The sequence below is a fragment of the Natrinema thermotolerans genome (genome assembly GCF_031165565.1).
Lineage (GTDB): Archaea > Halobacteriota > Halobacteria > Halobacteriales > Natrialbaceae > Natrinema > Natrinema thermotolerans.
On sequence record NZ_CP101873.1, the window covers coordinates 3458036 to 3483839 of the forward strand.

28 protein-coding genes and 1 tRNA gene are annotated in these 25804 nt (G+C 58.4%); 25 read left to right on the plus strand and 4 right to left on the minus strand.

Going from position 1 to position 25804, the window contains the following annotated elements; translation table 11 throughout:
* The first annotated feature begins 14 nt into the window (after positions 1 to 14).
* The 3 genes from NP511_RS17735 to NP511_RS17745 all read left to right on the plus strand — a co-directional run bounded on the left by NP511_RS17735 (position 15) and on the right by NP511_RS17745 (position 3994).
* A complete protein-coding gene (locus NP511_RS17735) occupies positions 15 to 2486 on the plus strand; it encodes a DNA topoisomerase VI subunit B (protein ID WP_049966508.1) in 2472 nt (823 codons plus the stop codon).
* On the plus strand, positions 2483 to 3574 hold the full coding sequence (locus NP511_RS17740; RefSeq protein WP_015298872.1) for a DNA topoisomerase IV subunit A: 1092 nt from the start codon (positions 2483 to 2485) through the stop codon (positions 3572 to 3574). Before NP511_RS17735 ends, NP511_RS17740 begins: the two co-directional genes overlap by 4 nt.
* Before the next feature lie 114 nt (positions 3575 to 3688).
* Positions 3689 to 3994: a hypothetical protein gene (locus NP511_RS17745; protein ID WP_006650568.1), complete on the plus strand. Its 306-nt coding sequence runs from the start codon at positions 3689 to 3691 to the stop codon at positions 3992 to 3994.
* An 18-nt stretch (positions 3995 to 4012) separates the two neighbouring features.
* Here NP511_RS17745 and NP511_RS17750 read toward each other — a convergent pair whose 3' ends face one another.
* Both NP511_RS17750 and NP511_RS17755 read right to left on the minus strand, forming a co-directional pair.
* Positions 4013 to 4711, minus strand: coding sequence for an MBL fold metallo-hydrolase (locus tag NP511_RS17750; RefSeq protein ID WP_049966509.1), 699 nt, complete (start codon positions 4709 to 4711; stop codon positions 4013 to 4015).
* Positions 4712 to 4805: 94 nt separating this feature from the next.
* Complete coding sequence (locus NP511_RS17755) at positions 4806 to 5543, minus strand: fumarylacetoacetate hydrolase family protein (RefSeq protein ID WP_049966510.1); 738 nt, start codon at positions 5541 to 5543, stop codon at positions 4806 to 4808.
* Between the two features lie 276 nt (positions 5544 to 5819).
* Between NP511_RS17755 and NP511_RS17760 the strand changes: the two genes are divergently transcribed.
* From NP511_RS17760 to NP511_RS17800, 9 genes are all read left to right on the plus strand, one after another.
* Positions 5820 to 5894, plus strand: a tRNA-Glu gene (locus tag NP511_RS17760).
* A 131-nt stretch (positions 5895 to 6025) separates the two neighbouring features.
* Positions 6026 to 7129, plus strand: a complete 1104-nt coding sequence (locus NP511_RS17765; RefSeq protein WP_049966511.1) for a tyrosine-type recombinase/integrase — start codon at positions 6026 to 6028, stop codon at positions 7127 to 7129.
* A gap of 41 nt (positions 7130 to 7170) precedes the next feature.
* Positions 7171 to 7461, plus strand: a complete 291-nt coding sequence (locus NP511_RS17770) for a hypothetical protein (RefSeq protein WP_049966512.1) — start codon at positions 7171 to 7173, stop codon at positions 7459 to 7461.
* A gap of 100 nt (positions 7462 to 7561) precedes the next feature.
* Positions 7562 to 8014, plus strand: a complete 453-nt coding sequence (locus NP511_RS17775; protein WP_308986943.1) for a hypothetical protein — start codon at positions 7562 to 7564, stop codon at positions 8012 to 8014.
* Between the two features lie 65 nt (positions 8015 to 8079).
* Positions 8080 to 8298, plus strand: a complete 219-nt coding sequence (locus NP511_RS17780; RefSeq protein ID WP_049966514.1) for a hypothetical protein — start codon at positions 8080 to 8082, stop codon at positions 8296 to 8298.
* Positions 8299 to 8430: 132 nt separating this feature from the next.
* Complete coding sequence (locus NP511_RS17785) at positions 8431 to 9318, plus strand: nucleotide kinase domain-containing protein (RefSeq protein WP_049966515.1); 888 nt, start codon at positions 8431 to 8433, stop codon at positions 9316 to 9318.
* A 64-nt stretch (positions 9319 to 9382) separates the two neighbouring features.
* Complete coding sequence (locus NP511_RS17790) at positions 9383 to 9799, plus strand: hypothetical protein (RefSeq protein WP_049966516.1); 417 nt, start codon at positions 9383 to 9385, stop codon at positions 9797 to 9799.
* Between the two features lie 420 nt (positions 9800 to 10219).
* Entirely contained in the window at positions 10220 to 10507 is a 288-nt protein-coding gene (locus tag NP511_RS17795) for an HVO_A0114 family putative DNA-binding protein (RefSeq protein WP_049966517.1), read from the plus strand.
* Between the two features lie 720 nt (positions 10508 to 11227).
* Positions 11228 to 11734, plus strand: coding sequence for a hypothetical protein (locus NP511_RS17800; RefSeq protein WP_049966518.1), 507 nt, complete (start codon positions 11228 to 11230; stop codon positions 11732 to 11734).
* 242 nt (positions 11735 to 11976) lie between these two features.
* Here the strand turns inward: NP511_RS17800 and NP511_RS17805 are convergent, their stop codons facing one another.
* On the minus strand, positions 11977 to 12510 hold the full coding sequence (locus NP511_RS17805; protein WP_136396901.1) for a hypothetical protein: 534 nt from the start codon (positions 12508 to 12510) through the stop codon (positions 11977 to 11979).
* 146 nt (positions 12511 to 12656) lie between these two features.
* Between NP511_RS17805 and NP511_RS17810 the strand changes: the two genes are divergently transcribed.
* Entirely contained in the window at positions 12657 to 13397 is a 741-nt protein-coding gene (locus NP511_RS17810; protein WP_136396902.1) for a hypothetical protein, read from the plus strand.
* Here the strand turns inward: NP511_RS17810 and NP511_RS17815 are convergent.
* On the minus strand, positions 13394 to 14071 hold the full coding sequence (locus NP511_RS17815) for a hypothetical protein (RefSeq protein WP_308986944.1): 678 nt from the start codon (positions 14069 to 14071) through the stop codon (positions 13394 to 13396). The genes NP511_RS17810 and NP511_RS17815 overlap by 4 nt on opposite strands.
* An 82-nt stretch (positions 14072 to 14153) precedes the next feature.
* Here NP511_RS17815 and NP511_RS17820 point away from each other — a divergent pair, with 82 nt between their 5' ends.
* The 12 genes from NP511_RS17820 (at position 14154) to NP511_RS17875 (ending at position 25761) form a co-directional block, all read left to right on the plus strand.
* Complete coding sequence (locus tag NP511_RS17820) at positions 14154 to 14654, plus strand: hypothetical protein (RefSeq protein WP_049966521.1); 501 nt, start codon at positions 14154 to 14156, stop codon at positions 14652 to 14654.
* A 319-nt stretch (positions 14655 to 14973) separates the two neighbouring features.
* Positions 14974 to 15468, plus strand: coding sequence for a hypothetical protein (locus NP511_RS17825; RefSeq protein WP_136396903.1), 495 nt, complete (start codon positions 14974 to 14976; stop codon positions 15466 to 15468).
* A 79-nt stretch (positions 15469 to 15547) separates the two neighbouring features.
* Positions 15548 to 15823 (plus strand): PadR family transcriptional regulator, encoded by a 276-nt coding sequence (locus tag NP511_RS17830; protein ID WP_049966522.1) that lies wholly within the window; start codon positions 15548 to 15550, stop codon positions 15821 to 15823.
* Between the two features lie 62 nt (positions 15824 to 15885).
* A complete protein-coding gene (locus NP511_RS17835) occupies positions 15886 to 16278 on the plus strand; it encodes a hypothetical protein (RefSeq protein ID WP_049966523.1) in 393 nt (130 codons plus the stop codon).
* A 23-nt stretch (positions 16279 to 16301) separates the two neighbouring features.
* Positions 16302 to 16601, plus strand: a complete 300-nt coding sequence (locus tag NP511_RS17840) for a helix-turn-helix domain-containing protein (RefSeq protein ID WP_049966524.1) — start codon at positions 16302 to 16304, stop codon at positions 16599 to 16601.
* A 228-nt stretch (positions 16602 to 16829) separates the two neighbouring features.
* Positions 16830 to 17000, plus strand: a complete 171-nt coding sequence (locus tag NP511_RS17845; RefSeq protein WP_158413758.1) for a hypothetical protein — start codon at positions 16830 to 16832, stop codon at positions 16998 to 17000.
* The gene (locus NP511_RS17850) at positions 16997 to 18175 is read left to right on the plus strand and encodes a ParB N-terminal domain-containing protein (RefSeq protein ID WP_049966525.1); all 1179 of its coding nucleotides are present in this window, start codon (positions 16997 to 16999) and stop codon (positions 18173 to 18175) included. Before NP511_RS17845 ends, NP511_RS17850 begins: the two co-directional genes overlap by 4 nt.
* An 80-nt stretch (positions 18176 to 18255) precedes the next feature.
* Positions 18256 to 19614 (plus strand): hypothetical protein, encoded by a 1359-nt coding sequence (locus NP511_RS17855; RefSeq protein ID WP_308986945.1) that lies wholly within the window; start codon positions 18256 to 18258, stop codon positions 19612 to 19614.
* Entirely contained in the window at positions 19611 to 21233 is a 1623-nt protein-coding gene (locus tag NP511_RS17860; RefSeq protein WP_049966527.1) for a DUF7282 domain-containing protein, read from the plus strand. The genes NP511_RS17855 and NP511_RS17860 overlap by 4 nt, the downstream gene beginning before the upstream one ends.
* Positions 21234 to 21338: 105 nt before the next feature.
* On the plus strand, positions 21339 to 21806 hold the full coding sequence (locus tag NP511_RS17865; RefSeq protein ID WP_049966528.1) for a hypothetical protein: 468 nt from the start codon (positions 21339 to 21341) through the stop codon (positions 21804 to 21806).
* 116 nt (positions 21807 to 21922) lie between these two features.
* Positions 21923 to 24616 (plus strand): hypothetical protein, encoded by a 2694-nt coding sequence (locus tag NP511_RS17870; RefSeq protein ID WP_136396904.1) that lies wholly within the window; start codon positions 21923 to 21925, stop codon positions 24614 to 24616.
* Positions 24613 to 25761 carry a hypothetical protein gene (locus tag NP511_RS17875; RefSeq protein ID WP_049966530.1) on the plus strand — a complete coding sequence of 383 codons (1149 nt, stop codon included), beginning with the start codon at positions 24613 to 24615 and terminating at the stop codon, positions 25759 to 25761. The genes NP511_RS17870 and NP511_RS17875 overlap by 4 nt, the downstream gene beginning before the upstream one ends.
* The last annotated feature ends 43 nt before the right edge of the window (positions 25762 to 25804 follow it).

Consider the following 25804-nt stretch of genomic DNA (forward strand, 5'->3'; position numbering starts at 1 on the left):
AGTACAGGGAGACGATGACGTCGTTCCAGTCGACACTCGGTGACGAGCCGGGGATCGCCGAGGAGCTGGCCGAGAGCCAGCAGTCGATCTCCATCGCCGAGTTCTTCGAGAAGAACAAGCACATGCTCGGCTTCGACAGCGGCGCTCGAGGCCTCGTCACGGCCGTCAAGGAGGCCGTCGACAACGCCTTAGACGCCGCCGAGGAGTCGGGAATTCTCCCGGATATCTACGTCGAGATCGAGGAGGCCGGCGACTACTACCGCCTGATCGTCGAGGACAACGGGCCGGGGCTGACCAAGGAATCGCTCCCGAAAGTCTTCGGGAAACTGCTCTACGGCTCTCGCTTTCACGCACGCGAACAATCCCGCGGCCAGCAGGGGATCGGGATCTCCGCGGCCGTCCTCTACTCGCAACTGACCAGCGGCAAGCCCGCGAAGATCACCAGCCGCACGCAGGGCTCCGAGGAGGCCGAATACTTCGAACTCATCATCGATACCGACGACAACGAGCCCGAGATCAGCGTCGAGGAGACGACCACGTGGGACCGCCCCCACGGCACGCGCATCGAACTCGAGATGGAAGCCAACATGCGCGCCCGCCAGCAGCTCCACGACTACATCAAGCACACGGCGGTCGTCAACCCCCACGCCCGCCTCGAGCTGCGCGAACCGCAGGAACACTTCAAGTTCGAACGCGCGACCGACCAGCTCCCCGCGGAGACCGAGGAGATCCGGCCCCACCCCCACGGCGTCGAACTCGGCACCGTGATGAAGATGCTCGCGGCCACGGACTCCCAGACCGTCTCCGGGTTCGTTCAGGAGGAGTTCACCCGCGTCGGCAAGAAGACTGCCGACTCGATCATCGACGAGTTCCGCGATCGTCACTACGGCCGCGAGATGCGCTGGCGACCGCCCGCGAGTCACGAGAACGTCGACCTCCACGCCGCAGTCGAAGACGCCACTGCGAACAAAGGTGCCGAGGCGACGGCCGCGTTCGCCCAGTCCATCGCCGACGGGGTCGACGACTACGACCGCATCGCCTACCACGAACTGCTCGAGACGGTCGAGTCCGCCGCCGAAGCTGTCGAAGACGACCACGGAACGACGTTCGGCGACACCGTCCGGGAAAACGCCGTCGAAGCTGTCTGGCTCGAGCTGATCGACGCCGTCGAAACCGAGTCGGTGGACGACGGTGGCGCTGACGACGAGTCGCGACTGGTTGCCGACCTCTACGACCTCGCGGACGAGGCGACGAGTACCCGCAAGGACGACGAGACCATCCACGCCTTCGCCGACCGGCTCGGGGCCGCGTTCGGGGACGAACTCGCGGCCGGCGACGACGAGGGGAACGTCCGCCACCGGCTCACGCGGACGCGACTTCGGGAGTTCGTCGACCGCGCGGCCGATCTCACCGAGGAGTACGACGACGTCTCCTTCGGCGAGACGGCCCGCGAGAACGTCACCGACGCAATCTGGGACGTGATGGCCACCGTGCCCGACGACCCGCCGCTCGTGCGGGAGCTGAACGGCGACCGCGACGCCACCAGCGACCTCGTCGACGCGATGCGGGCGACCGACATCATGGCACCGCCGACGCGGTGTCTCTCGCCGATCTCCGAGGACCTCATCACTGCGGGGCTCGAGAAGGAGTTCGACGCGGACTTCTACGCTTCGGCGACCCGTGACGCGGGCGTCTCCGGCGGCGATCCGTTCATCGTCGAGGCCGGGATCGCCTACGGCGGCGACCTCCCCGCGGAGGGCACCGGCGAGGTCATGCGCTTTGCCAACCGCGTCCCGCTGGTCTACCAGCGCGGGGCCTGTGCCACGACGGACGTAGTGAAGTCGATCGGCTGGCGCAACTACGGGTTAGATCAGCCCGGCGGCTCCGGCCTGCCCAACGGCCCGGTCGTGATCATGGTCCACGTCGCCTCGACGAACGTCCCCTTCACCAGCGAGTCGAAAGACGCCGTCGCGAACGTCCCCGAGATCGAAGACGAGATCGAACTCGCCATCCGTGAGGCCGCTCGCGATCTCAAGAGCTACCTCAACAAACGGCGCTCGATGCAACAGCGCCGGAAGAAACAGAACGTCCTCGGGAAGATCCTCCCGGAGATGGCCGAGAAGGTCGCCGAGGTCACCGACCGCGACGAACCCGACATCGACGACGCGATCGCTCGCATCATGAACAACGTCCTCGTCGAGCGCAACGTCGAGGCAAACGGCGACGGACGGGCCGTCTCGGTCGTCGTCGAGAACAACTCGGGAACGAACGAATCGCTCGAGATCACCGACATCGTCTCGGCGGAGCCGACCGCCCTCTCGGACGGCGCGACCGTCGTCGAGATGGACGGCGAGTGGTTCGTCAAGTGGGAACCCGAGGTCCCGAGTGACGACGAAGCGGCCCTCGAGTACGAGGTACCGGACGACGCGACCTTCGATCTGGACGTCAAAGGCGTCGAAAGCGAGAAACTGACCGTAAACCAATGAGCGCAGACGATACCCAGGAAGCCAGAGAGCAGTTGATCGATCTCGCCGCGCAGTTTTACGACCAGTTCGAACTGGGCGAGATCCCCCACATGTCCGTGCCGACGCGGACGAAGAACAACATCGAGTACGACGAGGACAAAGACGTCTGGGTCTACGGCGACCGCGAGTCGACCCGATCGGCCAACTCGGTCCAGGGCGCTCGGAAGCTCCTGAAGGCGGTCTACACGATCGAGTTCCTCGCCGACCAGCTCGAGGAGGACCGCTCCTCGACCCTGCGTGAACTCTACTACCTCTCGGAGAGCTGGGACAACGAGGAGGCCCAGTTCTCGAGCCAGGACGAGTCGAACAACCTCGTCGAGGACCTCGAGATCGTCTCGGGGGTCACCCGTGAGGACTTCCACATGCGCCCCGAGGAGTCGGGCGCGACGATCATGGGGCCGTTGCACCTGCGCGAACAGACCCGCCGCGGCGAACGCGAGATCCACTGTCAGGAAGACGTCGGCGAGGGCGGCTACCAGATCCCGAACAACCCGGACACGATCGAGTTTCTGGGCTCCGACGCCGACTTCATCCTCGCGGTCGAGACCGGCGGGATGCGCGACCGGCTCGTCGAGAACGGCTTCGATGAGGAGTTCAACGCGCTGATCGTCCACCTGAAGGGCCAGCCCGCCCGCGCGACCCGCCGGATCACCAAGCGACTCCACGACGAACTCGACCTGCCGGTTACGGTCTTTACCGACGGCGACCCGTGGTCGTACCGCATCTACGGCTCGGTGGCCTACGGCTCGATCAAGTCCGCCCACCTCTCGGAGTATCTCGCGACCCCCGAGGCGGACTTCATCGGTATCCAGCCCGCCGACATCGTCGAGTACGATCTGCCCTCCGACCCGCTGTCGGATTCGGATATCAACGCCCTCGAGAGCGAACTCGAGGACCCGCGGTTCCAGACCGACTACTGGGAGGAACAGATCGAACTCCAGCTCGACCTCGGGAAGAAGTCCGAACAGCAGTCGCTGGCCGCTCGTGGCCTGGACTTCGTGACGGACACCTATCTGCCCGAACGACTCGGCGAGATGGGCGTCCTCTAGGCCTGCGTCTCGAGGGCCTTCGACGCCGACAGGACCAACACTCGTAGCGCGCCCTGTGACTGCAGGTACAACCGGTTCCCGTCTGCGTGGCCACTCACCGTCTAGAACGGTGACATGGCGGACGACAAAAACGACGAACGGCCGTTGCACAGTGACCCCGACGAGGGCGCGATAGACGAGCCGACGACCTCGGGCGCACAGGAAGCCGACGAGACCGCGTGGATGATGAAAGAGGGGATCACGGTCGGGCTGATCGCCATCGGTGCCATGGTCCTCCTCGGCCTCGGCCTCCTGCAGGGGTCCGGGCTCGTCGACTTCTTCGCCCCGATCGCCGACTCCGGAGTCGGGCAGTGGCTCGCACTCGGTGTACTGGCCCTGGCCGCAGTCGCGCTCTTTGCCTGGTCTCGAGTGGGCGTGTAAGCACGGCCGCCGGCGCACCTACTCGTCGAGGACGACCGGGACGCCGCGGGTCGCCACGTCGACGACGAACGCCTCGGCGTCGGCCGCGAGCGTCCCGTCCGCGTCGTAGTGGACCGGCAGGACCAGATCGGGATCGATCTCGCCCGCCAGCGACGCGGCCTCGTGGCGGTCCATCGTGACCGCGCCGCCGATCGGCGGGAGCAGGAGGTCGATCTCGAGCGACTCGTGGAGCGGGAGGGCGTCGGTGCCGCCGGGCCAGAACGCCGTGATCCCGTCGATCGTCACGCCGAAGCCACAGCCCCGTCCCTCGGGATGTGGAACGGTCCCGTCGGCGTCGGTATGTGGCCCAGCGGGGTCGTTGTACGCCGGCGTCGTGAACAGATCCAGCGGGCCGAGGACGAACGACTCGTCGGCACGGACGCGTTCGACGTCGAACGGCAGGGTTTCCGGCCGCTCGTCGACACCGTCGCTCTCGCTCGCGTCGACCGACTCGTGAACGACGACCAGCGCGTCGTCCCGGGCGACCCGTCGGATCGCGTCGGGATCGTAGTGGTGGCCGTGAGAGACGAGAATCAGGTCGCCGTCCCGTGGCTCGAGCCCCTCCAGTACCCGTTCCGGGCCGGGATCGGTGTAGACGACCGCACCCGTCTGTCCCTCGAGACGAACGGTAGCGTGGCCGAGCCAGTCGACGGTCACCGCGTCGAATCGGACGGTCATGCCCGGAGACACGAGCGAGAGATCCGAAAAGGCTTCTCTCAAGGGAGATAGACGCTGGGCTAGTCGATCGATTGTCGGCTCCGGCGCGGCCGGTTCAGGGGATCCGGACCGAATGCTCGAGGGTACCGACGCCGTCGACCTCGATCTCGACTGTATCGCCGTCCGAGAGCGGGCCGACGCCCTCGGGCGTGCCCGTCGCGATCACGTCGCCGGGCTCCAAGGTGAGGTAGGTCGTGATCTCGGCGATCAGTTCCGGAATCGGGAAGATGAGTTGCTCGCGGGAGCCGTCCTGCTTCAACTCGCCGTTGACGCGGGTTTGCACGGACGCGTCCGCAGGGACTTCGTCGGGGGTCGCCAGCACTGGCCCGATCGGAGCCGCGCCGTCGAAGGCCTTCCCGCGGACCCAGTTCTGTTCCTGTCGTTGATCGTCGCGGTTCGAGAGGTCGTCGACGCAGGTAAAGCCCTCCACGACGTCCATCGCGTCGGCTTCGGCGACGTGGCGGCACTGTTCGCCGATGACGACGCCGAGTTCGGCCTCGTGGTCGATCCGCTCCTTGCCCGCGGGCAGGGTGACGGTATCGCCGTGGGCCGCCAGCGCGTTCGGCGGCTTCAGGAAGAGCAAGGGTCGATCCGGAACCTCGGAGTCGAGTTCCGCCGCGTGGTCGGCGTAGTTCCGCCCGATACAGACGATCTTCGACGGCTCCGTCGGCGGCAACACGTCGATTTCGTCGCTCTCGAGGTCGTAGCTTTCCGTTCCGAAGTGGACAGTGCCGTTCTCGTACTCGCCGCGGCGGACCGCACCGGCCGGGTCGCGAAAGCGGGCGTATTTCATGCTCGGTGGAATGGACACCGGGCATCAAAAGCGTTGAGAAGCCGGTCAGTTCGAGGGCCGATTCGCGGATTCGGCAGCGACCGCCTGCGGGTGAAACGGGTCGCTCGAGCGGGCTGCTGTTAGCACCCTGATGAGTCAACGTGCGTGATATCGTGGCACTGCCGGCCCGGAACGGAACGTTTTTCATTAGGCCTCGGCAACAATGAGTTGCGAGACGCGCTCCCGTTGGTGAGACGGACGCAGTCCGTCGAGGCTCGGTGCGCGAGCGCAGTGAACGCTCCGTTGGTGTAGTCCGGCCAATCATTTCGGCCTTTCGAGCCGATGACCTGGGTTCAAATCCCAGACGGAGCATCCCAACACCATCCCTTCTGGTGGTTTCTGGTTCTCTGGAGATGCAAGTATGTACGCCGCTCAGGCCACCGTGATTCACCGTATTGCCCGACAACCACGCAGTCGTGCGATTCTGCTCACTTCTCAGGCCGATGTCTAATAACCTCGATATCCCTGTCGTTCCACCGTCCTCTGAGGAGCGCTTGTCCGAACGCGAGTTGATCGACTACCGGTCACTCCGCGAGTCACTGATCGACTGGTCACTCAATATCGGCAAGAACCCGGACCGTGCCGAGGGATACGCCTACGACACTGTCCGGGCGCGTGCGAACCGACTGGACATCTTCTACCGCTGGGTCTGGGACCAAGAAGACGGGTACACCGCGACGGTCACGCACGAGCACGCGGACGAATACATGCGGGAACTCGCCTACGGCGACTCGAGTGATACGCACAAGGCGAACGTCCAGAAGGCGATTAAGATGCTGTTCAAGTGGCGACACCACCAGCACGGCGATGACCTCTGGGACCCGGACATGTCCTTCTCCGGTCGGACGTCGACGCAACCCCGCGACTTCCTCACGCGCGAGGAACGGACACAGATCCGCGAAGCCGCTCTCGAGTACGGCAGTACGCCTCACTACAAGTCCTTAGACCCGGAGCAACGCCGGGAGTGGAAAGCCTACCTCGCGCAACGCTACGAGAAGCCCATCCGCGCAGTCGGGAAGGACGACTTCGCCCGCGCGAACGGCTTCAAGATCCCGTCCCTCGTCTGGGCCTCATTGGACGCGGGTCTCCGACCGATCGAAGTCGAACGTGCCACCGTCCAGTGGGTCGACGTCGAGAACTCCCTCCTCCGAATTCCACAGGAAGAGTCGAGCAAGAACAGGGATAACTGGACCGTCTCGATTCAGGAACGCACTGCCCGTATGCTGGGCGAATGGCTTGATGAGCGAGGACTATACCCGAAGTATAGGAATTCTGATGAACTGTGGCTCACGCGCGAGGGAAACCCGTACGGCTCGAGTGCGCTGAAATACGTCCTCAATCGGCTCTGTGAGATAGCAGGCATCCCGACCGAGAATAGACAGATGAGTTGGTACGCGATCCGTCACTCAGTTGGCACGTATATGGCTCGAGAAGAGGGGCTTGCGGCAGCGCAGAGCCAGCTCCGTCACAAGAGCGAACTCACGACCATGAAATATGATAACGCTCCGGTAGAGGACCGTCGTGACGCGCTGGACCGGATGGGCTAACCCCGACGTTCATTAGTAACGGGTGGACATACCGGAATGTTATGCAGAAGAACACGATTCTGCCCATGATGAGAAAGATGAGTATACAAGAAGTCGAGTACCTTCTTCAGTTGATCGAGGAAGAGCTAGAAGACGAGGAGTCGACTATCTGGCGAACCAAGGTACTACTCGATGAGGGTACGACAAAAGACGAAGTCTGGGATCTCATTTGGGACCTTGATGAAGATTTTGCTCGTTCACTTGAGTCTGGTTGGGAAGATCGGGACGAAATGGACGAAGGGGAGAGAAAAATAGAAATCGAGAAACGACATATGAGAATCAGAGATATTTAGATAGGTCTAAACTAGACTTTTGCGACAACCTTTGCCATGGTTCTAATGTGTCACGGTTTATACTCTGCTTTTTAACCAGCGGGGGGTACCCATGGGTGCAATGTCCGCGTGGCACTACACGAAACTGCTCGCACAGCTCATCGCCGTCGCACGGCGAGAAGAACTGACCAACGTGTACAAGGTCTACGCCTTCGCCGACCACGAGACGGTCCCGGTTATGCCGATCGGTCACCCCGACTCTACTGTCGAGGGATCGATCCTCGGTCTTGCTCGTACTCACGAGTCGACTGGCTACGTGTTCTTCTCGCTCCGATTAGGCGAGGACCCGACCGTCCAGAATATCGAAGTCACCGAAATGGGGAGTCTATTCGAACCCGAGCGGGTCGCGCTCCTGCACGACGATGTCGAGTCGACGGAGAGCGTTCACCCCGGTTCCACGGTCTGGCGCGTACACGATGACTACATCGCTGAGCTTCCCGATGAGGAAGTTCCCAACGGCTCTGATACGGAGCCTGAGACTACCGAAGAAGGCCTCGGAGAACTCTTTGGGTAGGGGTAAAATCACGGGGTATAGCCGTAGCAAATAACAGACGAAACCATCCACGTTTCAATTATACCATGGCGCAAGAAACCGAAATCGTCCCGCTGCTGGACGATCATGACAAAGCACAGCTGATCGAACGACTCGTCGATCACGGCTACACCGACCTCGCCACCAGCGTCGTCGGCCAAGACAATCTCGACGAGGACCGACTGAAGGACGCGCTCCGCGATATCGACGAACAGTACGCCGAACACCTCCACCACAAGACGCTTAGAAAGATCGCTCATGCATAACGAGCCAAGTCACCCTGACCAGGATATGCTCGACGACTTCGCCGACGAATCGACCGACGAGATCGAAGTGCCCGACGGTATCGAGGAGGGAATGCTCGACGGATCAGAACTCGACTTCGGTGAGGAGAAAGAATGAGCAGCCAAGATACGTTCGGCGGGTCGGGATCCAATGGACCCGAGATCGACGATACCGAACCGGGCTTCTACAATTACGTCGACGAACGAGAGCAGATCCGTCGACGGAAGGAGATCGCTAACCAGAATCCGCCGTGGACGGCCGACGAGATCCTACAGCAGTACCACTTCTGCAACATCGATCGGCGCCACGACCGAGGAACCCGGTTCTACCTCGAGCATGTCGCCCCGCCCTCGCAGACGGCCTTCACCGATGAGACAGAGGTCGCGGAGGATCTGTTCATTCGGACGGTCGTCTACCGGCTCCTCAACCATCCTGACTCCTATCGGGAGATCGAGGACTTGATCGACGGGCGCGATACCGACCTTGTGGCGATCGTCGCGACGTTAGAAGACCGAGAGGAACGGGTCTTCTCCTCGGCCTACCGGGTCGGCGGGAACAACACCACCGATTACAACGGGAAGCTCGAGCAACTGTTCTACGGTGGTCTCCGCGACGACCTCATGCCGCGATTCGACGAGCTGTGTGAGGGGACGATGTACGCCGACACACTCGAGCAGGCGAACCAGCCACTTCGCGACGTAACCGGCTTCGGTGAGTTCCTCGTCTACGAGATCGCTACCGACCTCAATTACATCTGGTTCGATTTTCACGAGGACGACTTTGTCAACGTCGGTCCCGGCGCAGAGAAGGGGCTCGAGCAAATCTACGGCGACGACATCAGCGATTACGAGGCGAAGCTTCGGGACCTCCAGAGCAAACAAGACGAGTCCCTTCCGGAGGACTTCCCCTACCTCACGGCCCGCGATGTCGAACACTCGCTCTGTGAGTACGCGAAGTATCTCCGTGTGAAGAACGGCGGTAAAACGAGACGGTATCTGTAAGGCTATACCTAGAAGTATCGTCTCCGTAGAAAACTATAGGTCTCTTCGACTAACTATTTGTCGTATGTCGACTTCCGACAGTGACATCTCCGCAATGATGCAGCACCTGGACGCTGCCAGGGCAAATCGTGATCCAGAACAGGACGAGGGCTGCTCGAATTGTCGGAAGCCGGTCCACAAGCGGAAGGTCAAACAGATCGATATCGGTGACGGCCGCAGCGCCCGAGGCCATCACGAAGTGAAACTCAAGCGAGTCTGTCCCGAGTGTGGTGCTGAGGTCCCGCGGATTCGATCGGGGAGTAGCGTCATCTCGGGTGGCGAGAAGAAGATCGAGGCGATCTACAATTCGAACACTGGCGCTATCCACCTCTGCCAGGATGCGGAGTCGAATACAGCGGAGTGCGGGTGGTCTGGTGGGACGAGGAAAGAGATTCGGGTCAATGAGGCCGATATCTGTGGCGAGTGTCGGGCGGCCCGTTAGCGTTCGCGAACAGGAGTTCGTTTCCGTACCGCAAGTGAGCTGTCGCTCTCGCAAGTTGGGCACTGGGGACGGCAGCGGTCGCCATCAACTGTAGCCAAGTACGGATTCCCGGTTACTTCGTTGATGTGGAAGCCGGGTTTCCCAATCCCCTTCGGACGGACTTCGTCTCCCTTTCCGAAGCCGTGTTTGAACGTCCGATGACAATTCTTACATCGGAACGTCACAGTAAAGACGATATCTTCTGGGTCGTAATCCGCAACATCGTCATAGCGGTACGTATACTGGCAATGTGAGCAGTTTTCGCTATTGTATTTCGGTTCCTCTCCACAGGAGGGGCACTTCTCCATACCCGTATTTGTAACTCAAAACCCATGATCGCGGCGAAACGCACTAATGTTAGATTAGCTAGGTTAGTTCTGTATGACGGATATCGACACAGTACTCACGGTCCTGTCGAGTCACCGACGCCGGTACATCCTCTACTACCTCGAGGACCACGGCAGCGCCAAGATCCAAGAGCTCGCGAGATCGGAAGTCGAGCATACGCAAATGGTCCACAGGGACCTCCCTCGATTAGCCGACGTCGGCTACATCATGCACGACGATGAGCGGATCGAGTACGACCCCTGCCCGCTCCTCGAGCGCTTCCTCGATGTCTGTAAGGATATTGAACTGGGCGGTGGCGAGCGGTCCCGGACACCGCCGTAACCAATAGCAATAAGTCGCCCTGCCCCGTACTAGTAGCTACCCCTAATAGGGGGCCTGTTACGTCCTTGGAACCGACCGAAACAGGTCTAGGTGGCCGTCTTGTGCCGCCTAGCTCCATTATACCACGTAGCCATTACTGTAACGAAAAGGTATATATTCGCGTAGCCCCTATACATAGTAAGTACGCCGCCAGGTCCCATCGAGTGGATCTGGCTCTCAGAGGGAATCCGCGAGGATTTCCGGAGTAGGACTTCGGTCGGTTCCAACACTGTATCCGACGACTTCACGTGCCATGGGACATCCAACGAAGGACGCAGCCGCCATGGCCGAAGTCGGGGTTACTCTGACCCGAGAGCTGATAACTGGAGATAAACCATCCCGGCGAGGAGCAAAGATCTAACGGCAGGGTGCAACTCCCAGCGTCGCCCCGAACGTGAGACAAGACGGCGTCGGACGCACGGTACGGCCTGAGTCGATAAGGACCGTGCCCCGAAAGGGACACGGGAATCAGCAAGGAGAATAAACTCTCCTTGAGGGGAGTATACACTGCGGCTCAGCGCTCAACCAATCCTTCCGAGCGCGACCTCGCCTCGTGTTCCCGCTTCACCGGTGCCAAAAACTCCTCCCCTATTCCATACCAGTAGCTGTTTCTCGGTCTTGATCGACTGGTCTTGTCCGGTTATGCAAAACGACTAACTGCGCAAACTTACTATCAATACTATGACGGAAAATGCAGGGCTTGAGTGTCATCAATCAGAAGATGGGGTCCTCCGCTGTACTCTTGATCAGGAAAGGATGGAGGAAGCATTCGAGGTGGGCAAGAAGATTGTCCAGGAACACCATGGCGAATACGAGACTGTGCCAGACGAATTCTCGTTTGAGTCTGGTCTTCTTGCCGAAGAAAGAGCAGCGTATACTCGGGCGTTTACTCCAACCAGAGAGGTTGATGGTGAGCAATATCCGGATGGTGATACAGAGCCCCAAGAAATCATCGTAGACGAAGACTTGGCTGGGTATCGTCCACGAGGGGCTACCAAAAGTCTCCTACACGAACTGCTTGAGTGGCGAGCGATAGAAGTCATGCCAACAGATAGTGTTCTCCAAGGCGGTTCGCACCACGTCGCTAAGTTCAATGAGGACAGTCTCTGTGAGGCGGTCAACGAAGAGATGGGTGAGGTTGTCTGTGATATGAACTGGAACTCGTACTACAAGACCCTCGCTGAGTGAGGCCCCTTTCTGACGATCTTGTGGGGTATTCTGGGAATCGTTATTGCTCGAGCCTTCTTCGAGCTCCCGTCGGCGCTGGATCTGACGATCTCGTTTGGGATTATCGTCTTCTTCTCGATATTTACGGCGTGGGAGGTAGAACGCGCACAGAAGTCCCAAGACCCGCCAAGCAGGAGTTGAGTATCTATCTGAACTTCCTGATTATCCTCTTCGAGGTACTCCGGGTCTTGAGTGAAGCCTGACTACTGTTGTCCGGGTGGCGTTCCTCCCGGCGGGCCTGTTCCGGGTGGCGAGTTCCCGGGTGAACAGGCGACGTCGAGCCCTTGTTGGAATTGAATGTTCTGAACCGAAACATCGTCTGAGGTTGCGGTAATCTCGACGGTTAGACCCGCTTGATTTATCCGATCGTTCCCGCTCGGGCACCGGAGACCAATATCTTGCCCCTCCCCAGACAGAACCGTCGTACTGCCTTCGACTGTCTCTCCTTCTTGTCCGTCGAATTGAACGGTTAGCGTGCTGTTCGTTGTGATTCGATAGTTAATCTCTGCTCCGTTCTTGAGGTTGTTCTCGACAGACGCGACGGTCGTAAACGTGTCCTGTGACTCTACTGTATTGTATTCCGCTTCGGTAAGTTCGATAAGTCCCTTGTTCTCCCCTGCGACTGAGACATCGACGCCACGGTCTGCCGCAAGTGTACTGAAAGCAAACGCTGGATTGAACGCTACCATTCCACCCGTGAATATAAGCGCAAATGCCAGCAGGTGGAACTTCCGCATTACCTGTTTCTTGTACCTTCTGAGGGTAAAGTCTGTTGGGCTGACTAGTCTGTCACGCGTATGTTCTATTATGGGCTATACTTGGTGTTATCTGGTAAATGAATGTAAGAAAAGTTAAGTGGTTATGCACACAAGTAATACATGGAATGATACCAGAATCGCCAACGGTGTACCTGGATATTCCCAGGGCTGATGACTCGGCTATCTGTGAGTACATCCGCGAGAAAGGATTCCACGAGACCTACGCTAATGAGGAGTGGTATCCCGAAAGTGAGGTTGTCTTTCCTATCGAGGAAGCCGGTCGGGAGTTGGTCGAAGGTGTAAAGTCCCGAATCGCGGAAGGGAAACCAGCGGCCGTCTATCGGCCAGACGGCACCTACGTTGAGGATTTAGAAGCGGCCCATGGGATGGTCAAGAACAGTACCCATGTGTGGTATGCGTTCTATGACCATGTTGACAACCACTGGCTGACACGTTGGAACAACGGTGGTCTAATCCTCTTTACGGAGGATGCCGGCCAATGTAAGGAGTACACGCGAAATGATGATGGGACCCTCTTCGATGACGATGGACGGTTCCCGTTACACTCGCCCGCAACAATGGATCCGTTCCCGTTCGACTCGGTCGCCGGTGACTACCTGTATAGTAAGTTCCACCACCTCCCCTACCGTGAGGTCGTTGACCAATCCGGTGAGTTGATCGGCTATGAACTCCGGCCCGGTGAGGACGGTGATGGTCGTGTGTCTGACCTCCATGACGACTTGACCTACGGGGCCGTGTTCCATGCGGGAGACGCTCACTACCAAATCTATAGACACAGCCAAGGGGTCGCGTCTGAACCGGGCGACGTCGTGAAGCCGGAAGAAGAAATCGTCGAAGCGGCCTAACGGTCGGGCAGCAGGGGGACGTCGTCGTCCTCTTCGCGCTTCGGGTCGATCCACGCCGTGCGCGGCGTGACGTACCAGTCTCCCTCGTGGTCGCGTAGCGCAAGCTTGTCGCAGCTGACTAAATCCTCGTATAGGTCGTCGAGGCTCGTGTAGTTCTGGCCCTCTCCAATCGGCATGAACGGCGTCGGTGGCATCTGGTCCCCCGACATGATGTCCGTGAACAGCTCCACCGGGTTCTGGTACGGGTCGCGTCCGTCCCACCGCGGTGACCACGGTCGCCGGTCGAAGTCGCCACGCTCGTTCTCTCCCTGCGCCGCGACGACGTGTGACAGGTAGATAGCTCCCTGCCGGGTAACGTACCGGTAGCAGTAGTCGAACGCTTCTGCGGCGTCGAAGTCGGCGTCTGACTTCCACTGAGCGTCATCCCGTGGCGTGTAGCCGTTGGTAACGGCGATAACCCGGTCCCACTCGTCGAGGAAGTCCGGGCGGCTCACGGCGGCGACGTGCGAGAGGGTCTCCGCCAAGTTCTCGTAGGTCGCCCCTCGTCTATTGCTGTCTTCGTACTCTGCCTTGATGTCGACCTCGATATCGTCGGGGTCGTCGATCCAATCGCCTGCGGTTCGTGGATGCATCCAATGTGGAAATTCTGTCATTCTGGATGGTTCGCATATCATAGAAGCTCCGTGCTTATAAACGTAAATTCGAGGGCCTTCGTCTGGAATAAACACTAAATCGCAGACGGCGGTAGCGTGAGTAATGGCTGATGATATTGAGTGCCGTGAACGGGACGATGACCTCTACTGTGAGGTCGATGGTAACGAGGTCCACGTGAGCGACCTGACCAAGGCCCAGTGCCAACGCACGGATAGCGGGGAGTGGTTGCAGGGCTACGATCGCGTCCAGGATTGGTCGCGGGTGAGTAGCCCAGAGACGAAGCGGATCCTGAAGGAGGCACTCCGGAACGACGTCGACCTCGTGAAGTCGATGAGCCAACAAGACGATCCGCCGATCCAACCAGAAACGGCGAAGGCGATCCAGGAGAGTTACCAGCCGTCCGTCGCCGGTGCCTGCCGATATGGTCGGGACCGGGCAGCGACACAACCGGACTCGTACGAGACCGAACCAGTAGACGAAACAGACACCCAGACGACGGAGTCCCAGGAAGACTTCACCGAGTCCCAAGAAGACATCACGGTCGAGGAGGCACGCGAGGCCTTCGAAGTCGAACAAACCTCGCTCGAGGACTTCGGCCTCTAGCTATTTTTACCCGGTGTTGGTTCTTGTTGCGCGGGCGCGTGACTTCTACTGAGACGATTTTCAGCCGCCGTGTGCGCTATTCGACTCTATTTTCACCCGTGGTCTGCGTGCGTTCACACATTTTCACCCGCCCCCGCCCGGTATTTTCACCCGGCTATTAGAATCCCATTTGCCGATTTTCACCCGGTATTGGCTGGCTTCTCTGCCGATTTTCACCCAGATTATTCGTCGAGTATAGTCTGATAACACGCACCAAGGTCGCATTTTCACCCGTAACATCAGAACTGAAACTAATAGATACCATCAGATTTTTGTTAGCATGAAAGAACAGGGGCGTGTGAATCGACGTAACCTTTTGATCGGAACGGGCGGGGTATTGACGACAGTGCTTGCGGGTTGTTCCGGGGGATCTGATGACGACTCCGAAGATGAGCCCAATTCAGATAATGGAAACGAGTCTACAAGTGAGACCATCCGAGATGAAGTTGTAGAACCGACTTACGTCGAACCGGTGGAAGTCAGTGAGGGAGACACCATAGCGGTTGAGGCAGAAGAAGAGAGTGGAAACGATTTCCAACTCACGATCACTGACTCGGACGAGAATGAACTCTTTAGTGAGACAGGGTCGAGTATTGAAACTGAACAAACAGCAGACTCCGATGGTCAATATGCGATCAACTTGGTTCCTACCACTACGGTTGATGTAGAGACTGTTACGATTGGTGAAAACAGTAGTGAAGATGACAGTGGAAACAATACCGAAGACGATACCCAAGATATCCGTATTGACTTGCTGATTGAGCGTAACCCATAGGGTTCGCTGATCGGCACCATCTCAGCAACGGTCACCTCGTAAAACAATTCTTATACGACTACTCCAAGATTCAGATACTATGTACGATCTCACTGGCTTCCAACGCGACTTGCTCTACGTGATCGCGGGACAGGAGGAACCACACGGACTGGCGATCAAGGAGGAACTCGAGAACTACTACGAGAAAGAAATCCACCATGGACGGCTCTATCCGAACCTTGACACACTCGTAGACAAGGGTCTCGTCGAGAAGGGAGAGAAAGACCGGCGGACTAACGTCTACACGATAACGAGCCGTGGGACTCGTGAACTCGAGGCCCGTCGTAAGTGGGAGTCCCAGTACGTCGACCTCTGACTGCTCTACTTGGTTACCGGGCTACCATTTTATCAGCGAGGGCCAAGTAGGAAGCCCGAGTAATGTCAAATAATTTGATTGGTGGGATCGAAGAACTATGTAAGAATCGGCATACGGAATTTGAGTCGATAACGCTCATCAAGGGGAAGTCGAGTTCGGGCGGTAACTGGGAACAGATCGGTTCCGAGTACGGGATCCCGATTGAGGATTTGACCGGAGAGTCGAGCGAGAAGTGGCCGCTCCTCTGGGAAGACCGTCCGGACGGTACGTTCGAAATGATCTGGCAACTCCACGCAGTCGGAGAGGCGACCACGGGGACGTTCGTCTTCGTCTCGCCCCATTACGGCGAGCCGTTCTCGGTCGAGGAGTTGACCCTCCGGGAACTCGACCCGACGAGGATGAGCCTGCGGTTTGACCGTATTTCCGACTATGAGGTCCTTGAAATCGATTTATAGTGACTGAGAAGTGTATTACTCCTATGAATTCCGCACTGGCCTGCTACGTACTCTCGGATCCGACACGGCAGAAAGTCCTCCGCTACGTGAACCGGAATGGGTGTACGGCTGTATCCGATCTTGCGCTCGCGATCAATGGCAAAGGCGTCGACGAGGAAATCCCTGAGAGCCACGTCCCGCTGCTCGTGGACTACGGAATCCTCGAGCGGGACGACGGCTGGGTCTATCCCACGGCCGATTCGTTCCTCGTAACCGAGTGCCTGGACTCGATCGAGTCTACAGTACCTGAAAGTCCCCGGTCAGCACCCGTGAAATCGAGCTGATGAGGGCCTCTACCCGGGGCGGCTTCGACGGGGTATAGCCGTAGTCGAGTATATGACCTGTTGTCTACCGTTTGATTATACTGGTCTCTATATATGCCGTATATGGAGACGATACGCTGGGTATCGCTTTCCCGTCCCAGATATTCACCACTATTCTGACCTGTTAGTTAATAGGGGGAACTAAGTGCCCCCGGTACGTACCCGTAACCGTAGGTAAGTGTTAGAATAATGACAGTCTCAAAGCAGCCTGACCGCGTGACGGTCGACGAGTCGGCCTATGACCAACTCTCGCACATCAAGGCGAGTACGAAAGTCCCGAAGCACCGGATCATCGGCCACTGCATCGAGTTTGCCGTCCAGAACAGCGACGAATTCCAGCAGTACATGGAGGAACAATGAGATTCAACGCAGCAGTCCCGCTTGACCAGATCGAGCCCCCAGAACGCAGCGAGAAGCTCCATCCCTACGAGAACGAGGAGACGGAGACAACCAACGACGACGAACTCCCCGAGTGGGAAGCCTTCCGACAGTCCGTCGGGACCGAACCGAACAAGCCGCTCGAGGTCGCCGAGAACGGGACTGGCTACGAACTCGTCGACGGGGATCGTCGGTACCGTGCCCTGACCGAGAACGAGGCAGACACCGTCGCCTGCTTCATCCTCGAAGACGGGGAGGATCTCTCGGAGTCGGAACGGGAGGCCGAGAAGACGATGCGGATGATCACGGCGAACGAGCATCGGAAAGAGAGCGATAAGGAGCAGAAGGCACGGGCAGTTGCGAAGTTCTGTGGGCCATGGCTGCTTCCGCCGGGTGAACGGATAACCGATGAGCGACGGATGTCGCAGACGGCGATGGCGGACAAGGTCGGGGTAGCTCAGAAGACGATTTCCGTCTGGCAGAACCCGCTCCGTGACAAGTACCCGCTCCGTGATGCTCTCGGGGGTAAGGCGTCCGGGAACTACCCCGATGCCGATGCAGTACAAGTGATCGATGAGACGATCGACTACCTGGAACGGGGTGGTGATGAGGGCAGCCGTGTTGTCCCAATAGGACAGAGCAAATTCGTTGCCAATGAGATCTCTGATATGGAGGGTGTCGGTCTGAACGAGATCCGGAATGAGGCTAAGAAGGGGGCACAGGAGGGATGGGACGAGAACCGACTCCTCACAAATCTCGAGAAGAACTACGCTCACAACGAGACTGAGAAGATAGAAGAAAGCGACTTTGAGGAGGGAATGCTCAACGGTGACGACCTCGAGTTCGAGGATGACACTGTCCCCGAGCCAGTTGATGACAGTACAGAGGAGGAGGAAGAGACAGAAACCGAGGAACTAGACCTCCGGACCGAGATGCGGGAGTTCGATCTTGAGGTGCTGGTTGATGACGATATGGCGTCGTCGGCTGATGAACTCAAGACGCGGAATTTGCAAGCGGTCTCCTTCGAGGATGAGGCTGCCCAACTCTTCGTCGCCATGAAGGAGAAGTACGATCTGTCCGACAGTGATCTTATGAAGAAGTTTGTTGAGCCGATATTCGTCGATACTGCCGTTGCTCACCTGGAGGACGACGTTTAACGTCGCATATTCCTTGTTTAACGCATTCCGTTTAGCTCATTTAAGTCGCCGTAGCCGGTAGCTCCGGGTGAGTCGGTTATATGAGAAAACTTGTGCTGATAGCAGTGCTTATGCTGTCCCTCGCGGCTGGTGGAATGCCCGTAGCGGGCGCGTCACCAGACGCTGCGACGAGCGACACTGTAGTCGTCGCCGTTGGCGAAGCCGACTCGTCTCTACTCGCGGCAAATACGATCGCGAGTGCGAACGACTACACCGTAGTACAGGCTGACGCCGATGGACTCGATGTACAGGCAGTGCAGACTCTTTCTGAGCGCGTTGACAACGGGGATCTTGACGAGGCAATCGTAGTCGGGAACGACCTCGACTCGGCTGCCACTGACCTCGAGACCCTCGGGATCGACGTGACCACCGAGATCGAAGCTGCGGAGGACCGCCACCTGCTCTACGAATCGGCCATGGAATGGGAGTCGGCGGACTCCGTCGTCCTGACCTCCAAGGTCGATAGTGATCGAGCAACGGTCAGTGCGGCGTTGGCGAACGACGATCTCGGTCCTGTCCTGGAACAGTCCATAGGTATTGACGACATCCAGAGCGCTCTCGACTCGCTGGAGGCACAGACGGTCTACGTGACCCCCGGTGTCTCGGATAGCACGATCGGAGAACTCGAGGCGAACTACACCGTCGACGAGGCGACATTGAACGGGTCACCGCAGGCAGTTGCGAGTGACCTCGCACACGACACGGAGCATGTCGCTGTGACGAGTCCGACACTCGTTCACCACGTGTCACAGGTCGGCTCCGGAGAGAACACCTCGTTGCTCGTGACGGAGACCGATGACCTCGGTTCCGCAGTTACTGACACGCTCGACGCGTGGGAGAACACTACAAAGGTATACTCGACGAATAACCCTGTCGACGTTCAGTCCCACACGAACGCGTCTGTAACGTCGATCGCGGAGTTCACCGACCTCCGAACGGGGCTTCTGGTGAGCCACGAGTACGGTGTACTCGTCTCTGACGTCGAGGACCAGGGCAACGGGAACTTCGAAGTCGCTATCCGGAACATCGGCTTCGGGACCGTCCCCGAGTTGAACGACAACTCAGTGACGGCGACGTGGTCCGGCGAGAACATCGAGAGCGATCCGTCTGGTGAGTGGGACGACGGCGAGTACGTCGTCCAGTACAGTGAGCCGATGGAGCCGGGCGAGACCTGGACGGTCGACCTGAGTGCTGACGAGGTCGACAATCAGGCACACCCGACCCTCGACTACCATATCGAGACTTCGGACGGTGGACTTCTCTCGAGTGATTCGAGCGTTGATCTCCCCGGTATCTCGTTCCTCGGCGAGTGGTGGCACGTTGCGTTGGTATGTGCTGCGCTTGCGCTCACCGTCGTCGGAATAGGGTATACAGCATGGGCAACCGGTAGAAATTCATGAAACGGAACAAACTCGTCGCGATCTTCATGGTCGCGATCATGGCATTCAGTGTCGGTGGCGCGGCGTTCGCAGGGAGCGCCGCTGCCCAATCCGACACAGACGTACAGACATACGACGATCCGGTCCACATCAGCGTGGACTCCGACGAAGAGAACGTCTCCGTCGCACTAACGGAGAACATTAACCTCACGGCAGGCGAGACGGTCACCTATCAGACCGACGCCTACGCGGCTAGCGCCGACGTAGTCAACTCGAGCGGTGCTGGTGACTTTGATGTCTCCATCACCGCAGCTGGAGACGTCGAGGTCACCGAGACCACTGGGTCAGACTCGGTGACGGTTGAGGACCTCCGTGTCACGTTCGACACGGCGCAGCTCCCCTATGTCTCTACTGACGCAGAACCCGTCGACGAGAACTACACTGGTAGCGCCTCGATCTCCTTCGCGGACCAGCAGTCCGACGGTGAGCGGCTTACCCTGAGCGCTGCGAACGAGAACGAGTTCTTCGTTGTCGTCCACGAGGTCGAGAACGGGAGTGCCGTCACGGAGAACGACGACGGTGAGCTGGCCTACGTCGGTGCCTCTGACGCGCTCGCGGGCGACTACGACACGGTCAACGTCGACCTTGATGACAGTCTCGAGAACGATTCAGACCTCACTGCGAAGCTCTACACGAGCAACGACGGTGAGATCGGGTCCCCGATTGACGGTGCCTCGAGCATGGCGCAGATCACCGTCGACGAAGTCGTGATGTCCGACTACGCGAACCTTGTCGATGGACCGGGGACAGAGACGGCCGAGTACATGGTCTACCACACCGACAAGGTCGTTGACTACTCCCTCGAAGCTGACAACGGCGAGTTCAATGGCTCGACCTACGAGCCGAACGAGACCGGCGAGAACGTCCAGTTCACCGTCGACATGACGCGGAACGGGACGCCGTACGAGGACCTCGACCTGAGTGACCTCCAGCTGACGTTCGGCTTCGACAAGAACGTCTTCAGCGATATTGAGGACAACACGGAACTCGACTCTGATACCCTCACGCTGAAGGAGATCAGTGAAGAGAACAGCCAGAAGGAGTACGTCTACGATGCCGCCCAGCCGAATAACGATACGGTGACGTATACCCTTGAACTGAACGGGACGGTCACTGCCGCAAACAGTGACGACGCGATTACTGTCGGGAGCATCCAGACCCCGACCGACGGTCCGACGAGCGAAGCTCAGGACGCGTACGAGATCGATGAAGGCGGCGATGGTGCGATGTTCGCCAACATCGGCGACGTTGTACCGATCACCGCTGTACTCGGGATCACCGCTGTACTCGGGATCGGCGCCATCGGGATCATCGGTGGTGCCCTCTACGTTTCTCGAGACCCCGAGCGATTCGGTCTCCGTGGATTCTCGATCAATGAGGGCGGCCTGACGAACCCGAAAGTCCTCATCTGGCTTGTCGGGATTGGCGCTGGTATCGCACTCGTCATTGACGGCTTCACTGGTGGCTCTGTCGTCGGTGAGTACGTTGGTGTAGACGATACCATCGTCACCTTCGCTGGGTTCGCTGTCGCCACTGTAAGTGCCGCTGCAAGTACGCGACCCTACAACCTGATGGAGTGATCACCAATGTCACTCGTAACCTCAGCACGCGGGAGTATTAGCGAGCTGGTCCCGGACCTGAGAGGTCTCGCCCGAGACTTCACGAAGGACCCGGGAGAGTCGTGGATGGACTGGTTCATCACAGCGTCCATTGCCGCGGGGACGATCGTGTCCCTCGGCTTCCTGTTGTCGGCGCTCTTCGCGCTGACCGACATCAGTCACGCCCAGCAGGTCCACGACTTCATCCTCACCCAGACGATTCCGGTCCCGGTAATGGGCGGTGAGGCGTTGGTCTTCCCGTATCTGATCGCGACGACGTCGTTCCTCCTGATCCCGCTGGTCTTGGCGGTGTGGCATGGATTCGTCAAGCCCCGGAAGGTGAACCTGATCGACGACTCGATCACGATCTTCGTCTACAACGTCCTCGCGTACATCGTGTTCAACATCGCCCGTGGCAACGCCCTCGAGGAGTACATCCTCCCGGCGATGGTCTCGGCGGTGATGGTGTACGCGCTGGTGGCGATCGTGGACATCATCAACTGGCGGCGGGAGTCGTCCAGCAGCTCGGAAATCACGCTGAATAGCTCGGAATAGAACTGACACACCTCACCTCTGGCGCGTGTCACAGCGCCCAGAGGCGTCTCTCCAATGAAACGGTACGCTCCCTACGCCGAGTTGCAACGCCCGGCTGACTCCTGTACGAACGCCCTATGAAACGCTCAACAATCCCGGCGGCCGTATTCGCCGTCTTACTGGTCACCTCGCTCGGCGCGATCGGGGTGGGCAACGCCCAGTCGAACTCCACCAATACGATCAGCGATAGTGCCCAGGAAGACTGGTCAATGACGACGCCTCAGGGGAACGTAGTCAATACGTCCAGTGGATACGAGGTGGGTCGAACGTCGGACTCGTATAACACGTCCCAGATCCTGAATAATACAGCCGAATCTGGTCGGTTGGCCGTGAATTCTGGGTCTGTTGTGGATTCTGACCGAACTGATGTGAAACACCACCGATTCTACGGGTACAAAGGGCTAACTGCATATTATTCGGGACCAATGGATAGAACGGCTGTAACCGTCCATAATGGCGAGCTTATGCATCTTATCACCCGCTACAATTCTCCAGATCTGATATACGACGAAAATGGGGATGAAATCGCTTCTATCCATGGCCCTTTCGGGAGTAACAATTATGACACTGGTGGATTAGTCGACGTCTCCGGGAGTGGATTAGGAGATCTGATGACAGGGTATTGGGGACCATCGGATGACTTTGTGTTGATCCGAGATGGGAGTACCCCGGAAGTCAAATACGTGGATTTTGGGTTTGGGACTGAGGAACTCGGTATCACGAAGTCTCCCCGTGGTGATGACCGCTACTTCATTATGGACTCAACAGCGAGTGACTACGATTCTGGGACGACCAATATCCTTGAGGTAGAGATTGACGGTATTTACGAATCGGCCGGTAATATCGAGGCCGAGATCCTTCGTGACTACGATGTTGGTACCCTGTACAATCATCGTGGACTCGGCTACAGAGAGGGGTCTGATACGTTCATCACGTATGATGAAGACGACAGAGAGTATGTCGAATTTGACCAGAGTGGAAATATAATTGAGACTCGACCGGTATCGTATGGTAATGATTACGGTGTTGGTGCGATCGGTGCTAATGTCGATGGGCGCTACCGATATGTGTTTCCGAACGGATATGCGAGGTACGACTCATACGATAAGACCCAATCGACTACTGCCGAATGGACAAGCGAACCGATCGAGTTTGACCGACCGAATGGAACCGTTTCAGGAACCGTCGATGTAGCAGGGGATGTATACGACAAGTATGAGTTCCAAGTCCAAACACGAACTGGATCTGGATCATGGCAAACGCATGATTCGTTCGATATCCCGGATGGGAAAAGTGATAGTAAGGAGCTTACATTCAATACCGAACTCAACGGGTCAGGCGAGGTTTCTCTTCGGGTCCAATTCCGTCCAAGTGGAGAAGTACGACTCGCAGACAACGGGAATGCTCCCCAAATCACCGATATTTCACTAGACCACGAACACTACGATTCGAATGAAACCGTTCGTGCCCATGACCAGTTTGATCCGGAGCAAGGGCTCGACTTCTCAGAAGCACGTGCATTGGACGAACTTGTAGTTGAGGGGACGAATACGACGGGAGCATCGATTACGGCTGAATTCGTCAACCAGCAGGATGAGGTGGTCTGTACGGTCCCCGATGTAGTCAATTCTCGTGTTGATCTGCGTAATGAGTGTGCGATCAACTTCACCGAGTACAAGAACCAGCACCTCTTCCTCGATTTCGAATTCATCTCTGAGAGTGGGACTGACACACTCGAGTCGTGGGAGTTGACCTACGAGGAGAGTACAAAGGATGTCGAGATTACGGACTGGAAGGTGACTGGTGGGTACAACTCGGACACCCCGCGTGATATCGAGCAGACTCAGTTCCGGTCGGCGATCGACTCGACTGACAGATTCCAGATCACGGGCGTCGAGGGTAATGACATCACCAGCAACGTCGACGATGTCCGCTGGTACGTCAATGGAGATGAGGTCGAACACTATACAGACGTCCCTGTCGGCGACATTCCACCGCTAGAGCAGACGTGGAACGAGTCGGGGAGACACACGGTTACTGCCGAAGTGTTCCACGGTGGGCACGGGACAGATACGCAGAGTTGGGAAGTCTCCGTCTACGATATCCTCATCGGTGGGCAGGACTCGTTCTCGGAGTCGCCCGGTGGGACGATACACGTCACCCAACAGTTCCAGGTCTTCGAAATCGACGACGCAGAGATCGAGTACGAACTCGAGTACGACGAGGACATCGTTCGAAAGGTCTCTGGCCCCGATAACGGGACTGTTGACTCCGGGATGTCCAAGTCCTGGGAGTTCCAGGTCGTTGCCGAAGACTACACTGGGGAACCGATCACGATCACTGCAACCCACGACGATGTTCGAGTCGAGAAGTCGATCTCGATATCGACGGCGACGTCTGGTGGGGCTGTTGGGTCTATCGGGGCGGACTTCACGGATAGCGTAGTAGCGAATACGTGGCTCGAGTGGCCTCTCGGTGGGTTCGTAGACCTCGGGCAGGGGACGTACATCCAGACACAGACGATCCTGACCGGTGGTCTGGTCTCGGTGATCTGGCTTCACCACTTCGGGACGATCGCGCTCCCCGTTGGCGACTGGACACTCAGACAGCTTCAGACGCGTACCAAGGTCGGCCTCTCCGCGATCATCGGTGTGGCAGGAGTCGGCTTCGTCCTGCCGTGGATCGGTCTGGTCTCGGTCCTGACTGGACTTGGGTGGTACTTTTGGGACTCCATCGCTGCTCGCTTCCAAGAGGTGATCTCGCCCGTATGATTGGGACGCTACTCACAGACCCATATCTCGCCCTCGCGATTGTCCTGCGGGCGGCCCTCTACGTCTTCTGGACAAACCCACTGAAGGACGGCTACCATATCGTCCGCGATAAGAGCTTTCGCCACTCAGAGGAGCTGTACATCCTCGTCACGACTATACTCGAGGTATACCTTCTTGTCTGGCTCACGTCCCTCATTGGTCCAGCTGGGACAACATATACGATTCCGTTAGCGGATGTCGACATCTCGATGTGGTCTGTCGTACTTGGGCTGCTACTCTTTGGGCGGTGGCTACTCGCAAACCAGCGCACGCTCTACAATAGCGATACGGACGCTCGATCGACCCTTGTCCGGCTCGCTGGCTTCTATACGTCGATCCTCTTTGGCGTCGGGTTCAGCGTCGCCTTCGTCATCGGAACGCACCCGGATACGGCGCTCCTCCGTGACCTCTTCCAGTACCACCTGACGATGGCGTTCTACTTCCTCTCGCAGTTTCAGGCGATCCTTGGGCTGACGATCCCTCAGCTCCCTCGAGCGGCGGTCGACCATACCGTCCTGCTCTTCAAGAACAACGCTGGTCTCTCCCTCGGTGCAGGTGTGATCGGGTTGGGTGCTGGTGTAGCGACTGCCGGATTGCTCCTCCCGTTGATCCTCGTGATGGCTGTGAACGCGGGTGTCCTCTTCGGAGCGTTCACCGGAATTCTAATTCGGAATAGTATCGGGATCGCTGGCGGCCCGCTCGAGGCGCTGCTCGCTGGCCCAGTCTCCTATCTGTCGTCGATGGGGCTGCTCATCCTCGGGCATACGTTCCACGAGTTCATGGCGATCATGCTCGTTGGGATTGGAGCCTGTTTCGTCGGGATGGGGCTCCACAAAGGGGTCCGCCGCTCCGTTCGGGGTGCATGGTTCGTCGTAATCGGCATCACCCAGATCGGGTTCGCTGCGTTCCTCGAGGTCTGGATCAATCCGCCGTTCATCAACTGGGCCAAGGGCTACATCACGCTCGAGCCTCGCTTGGTTCCGATCGCCGGGACGGACCAGTACATGGCTGGGGTCCTCGGTGAAATGATCGCGACGGTCGGAATCGTCGTCGTGACTACCTGGATGATCCGGTGGGTTACGTATCAGCTGGAGGCGATCGTATGACCGCGAATACCGCGTCTGTGGGCTCTCTTCCGGGCGGTGAGGA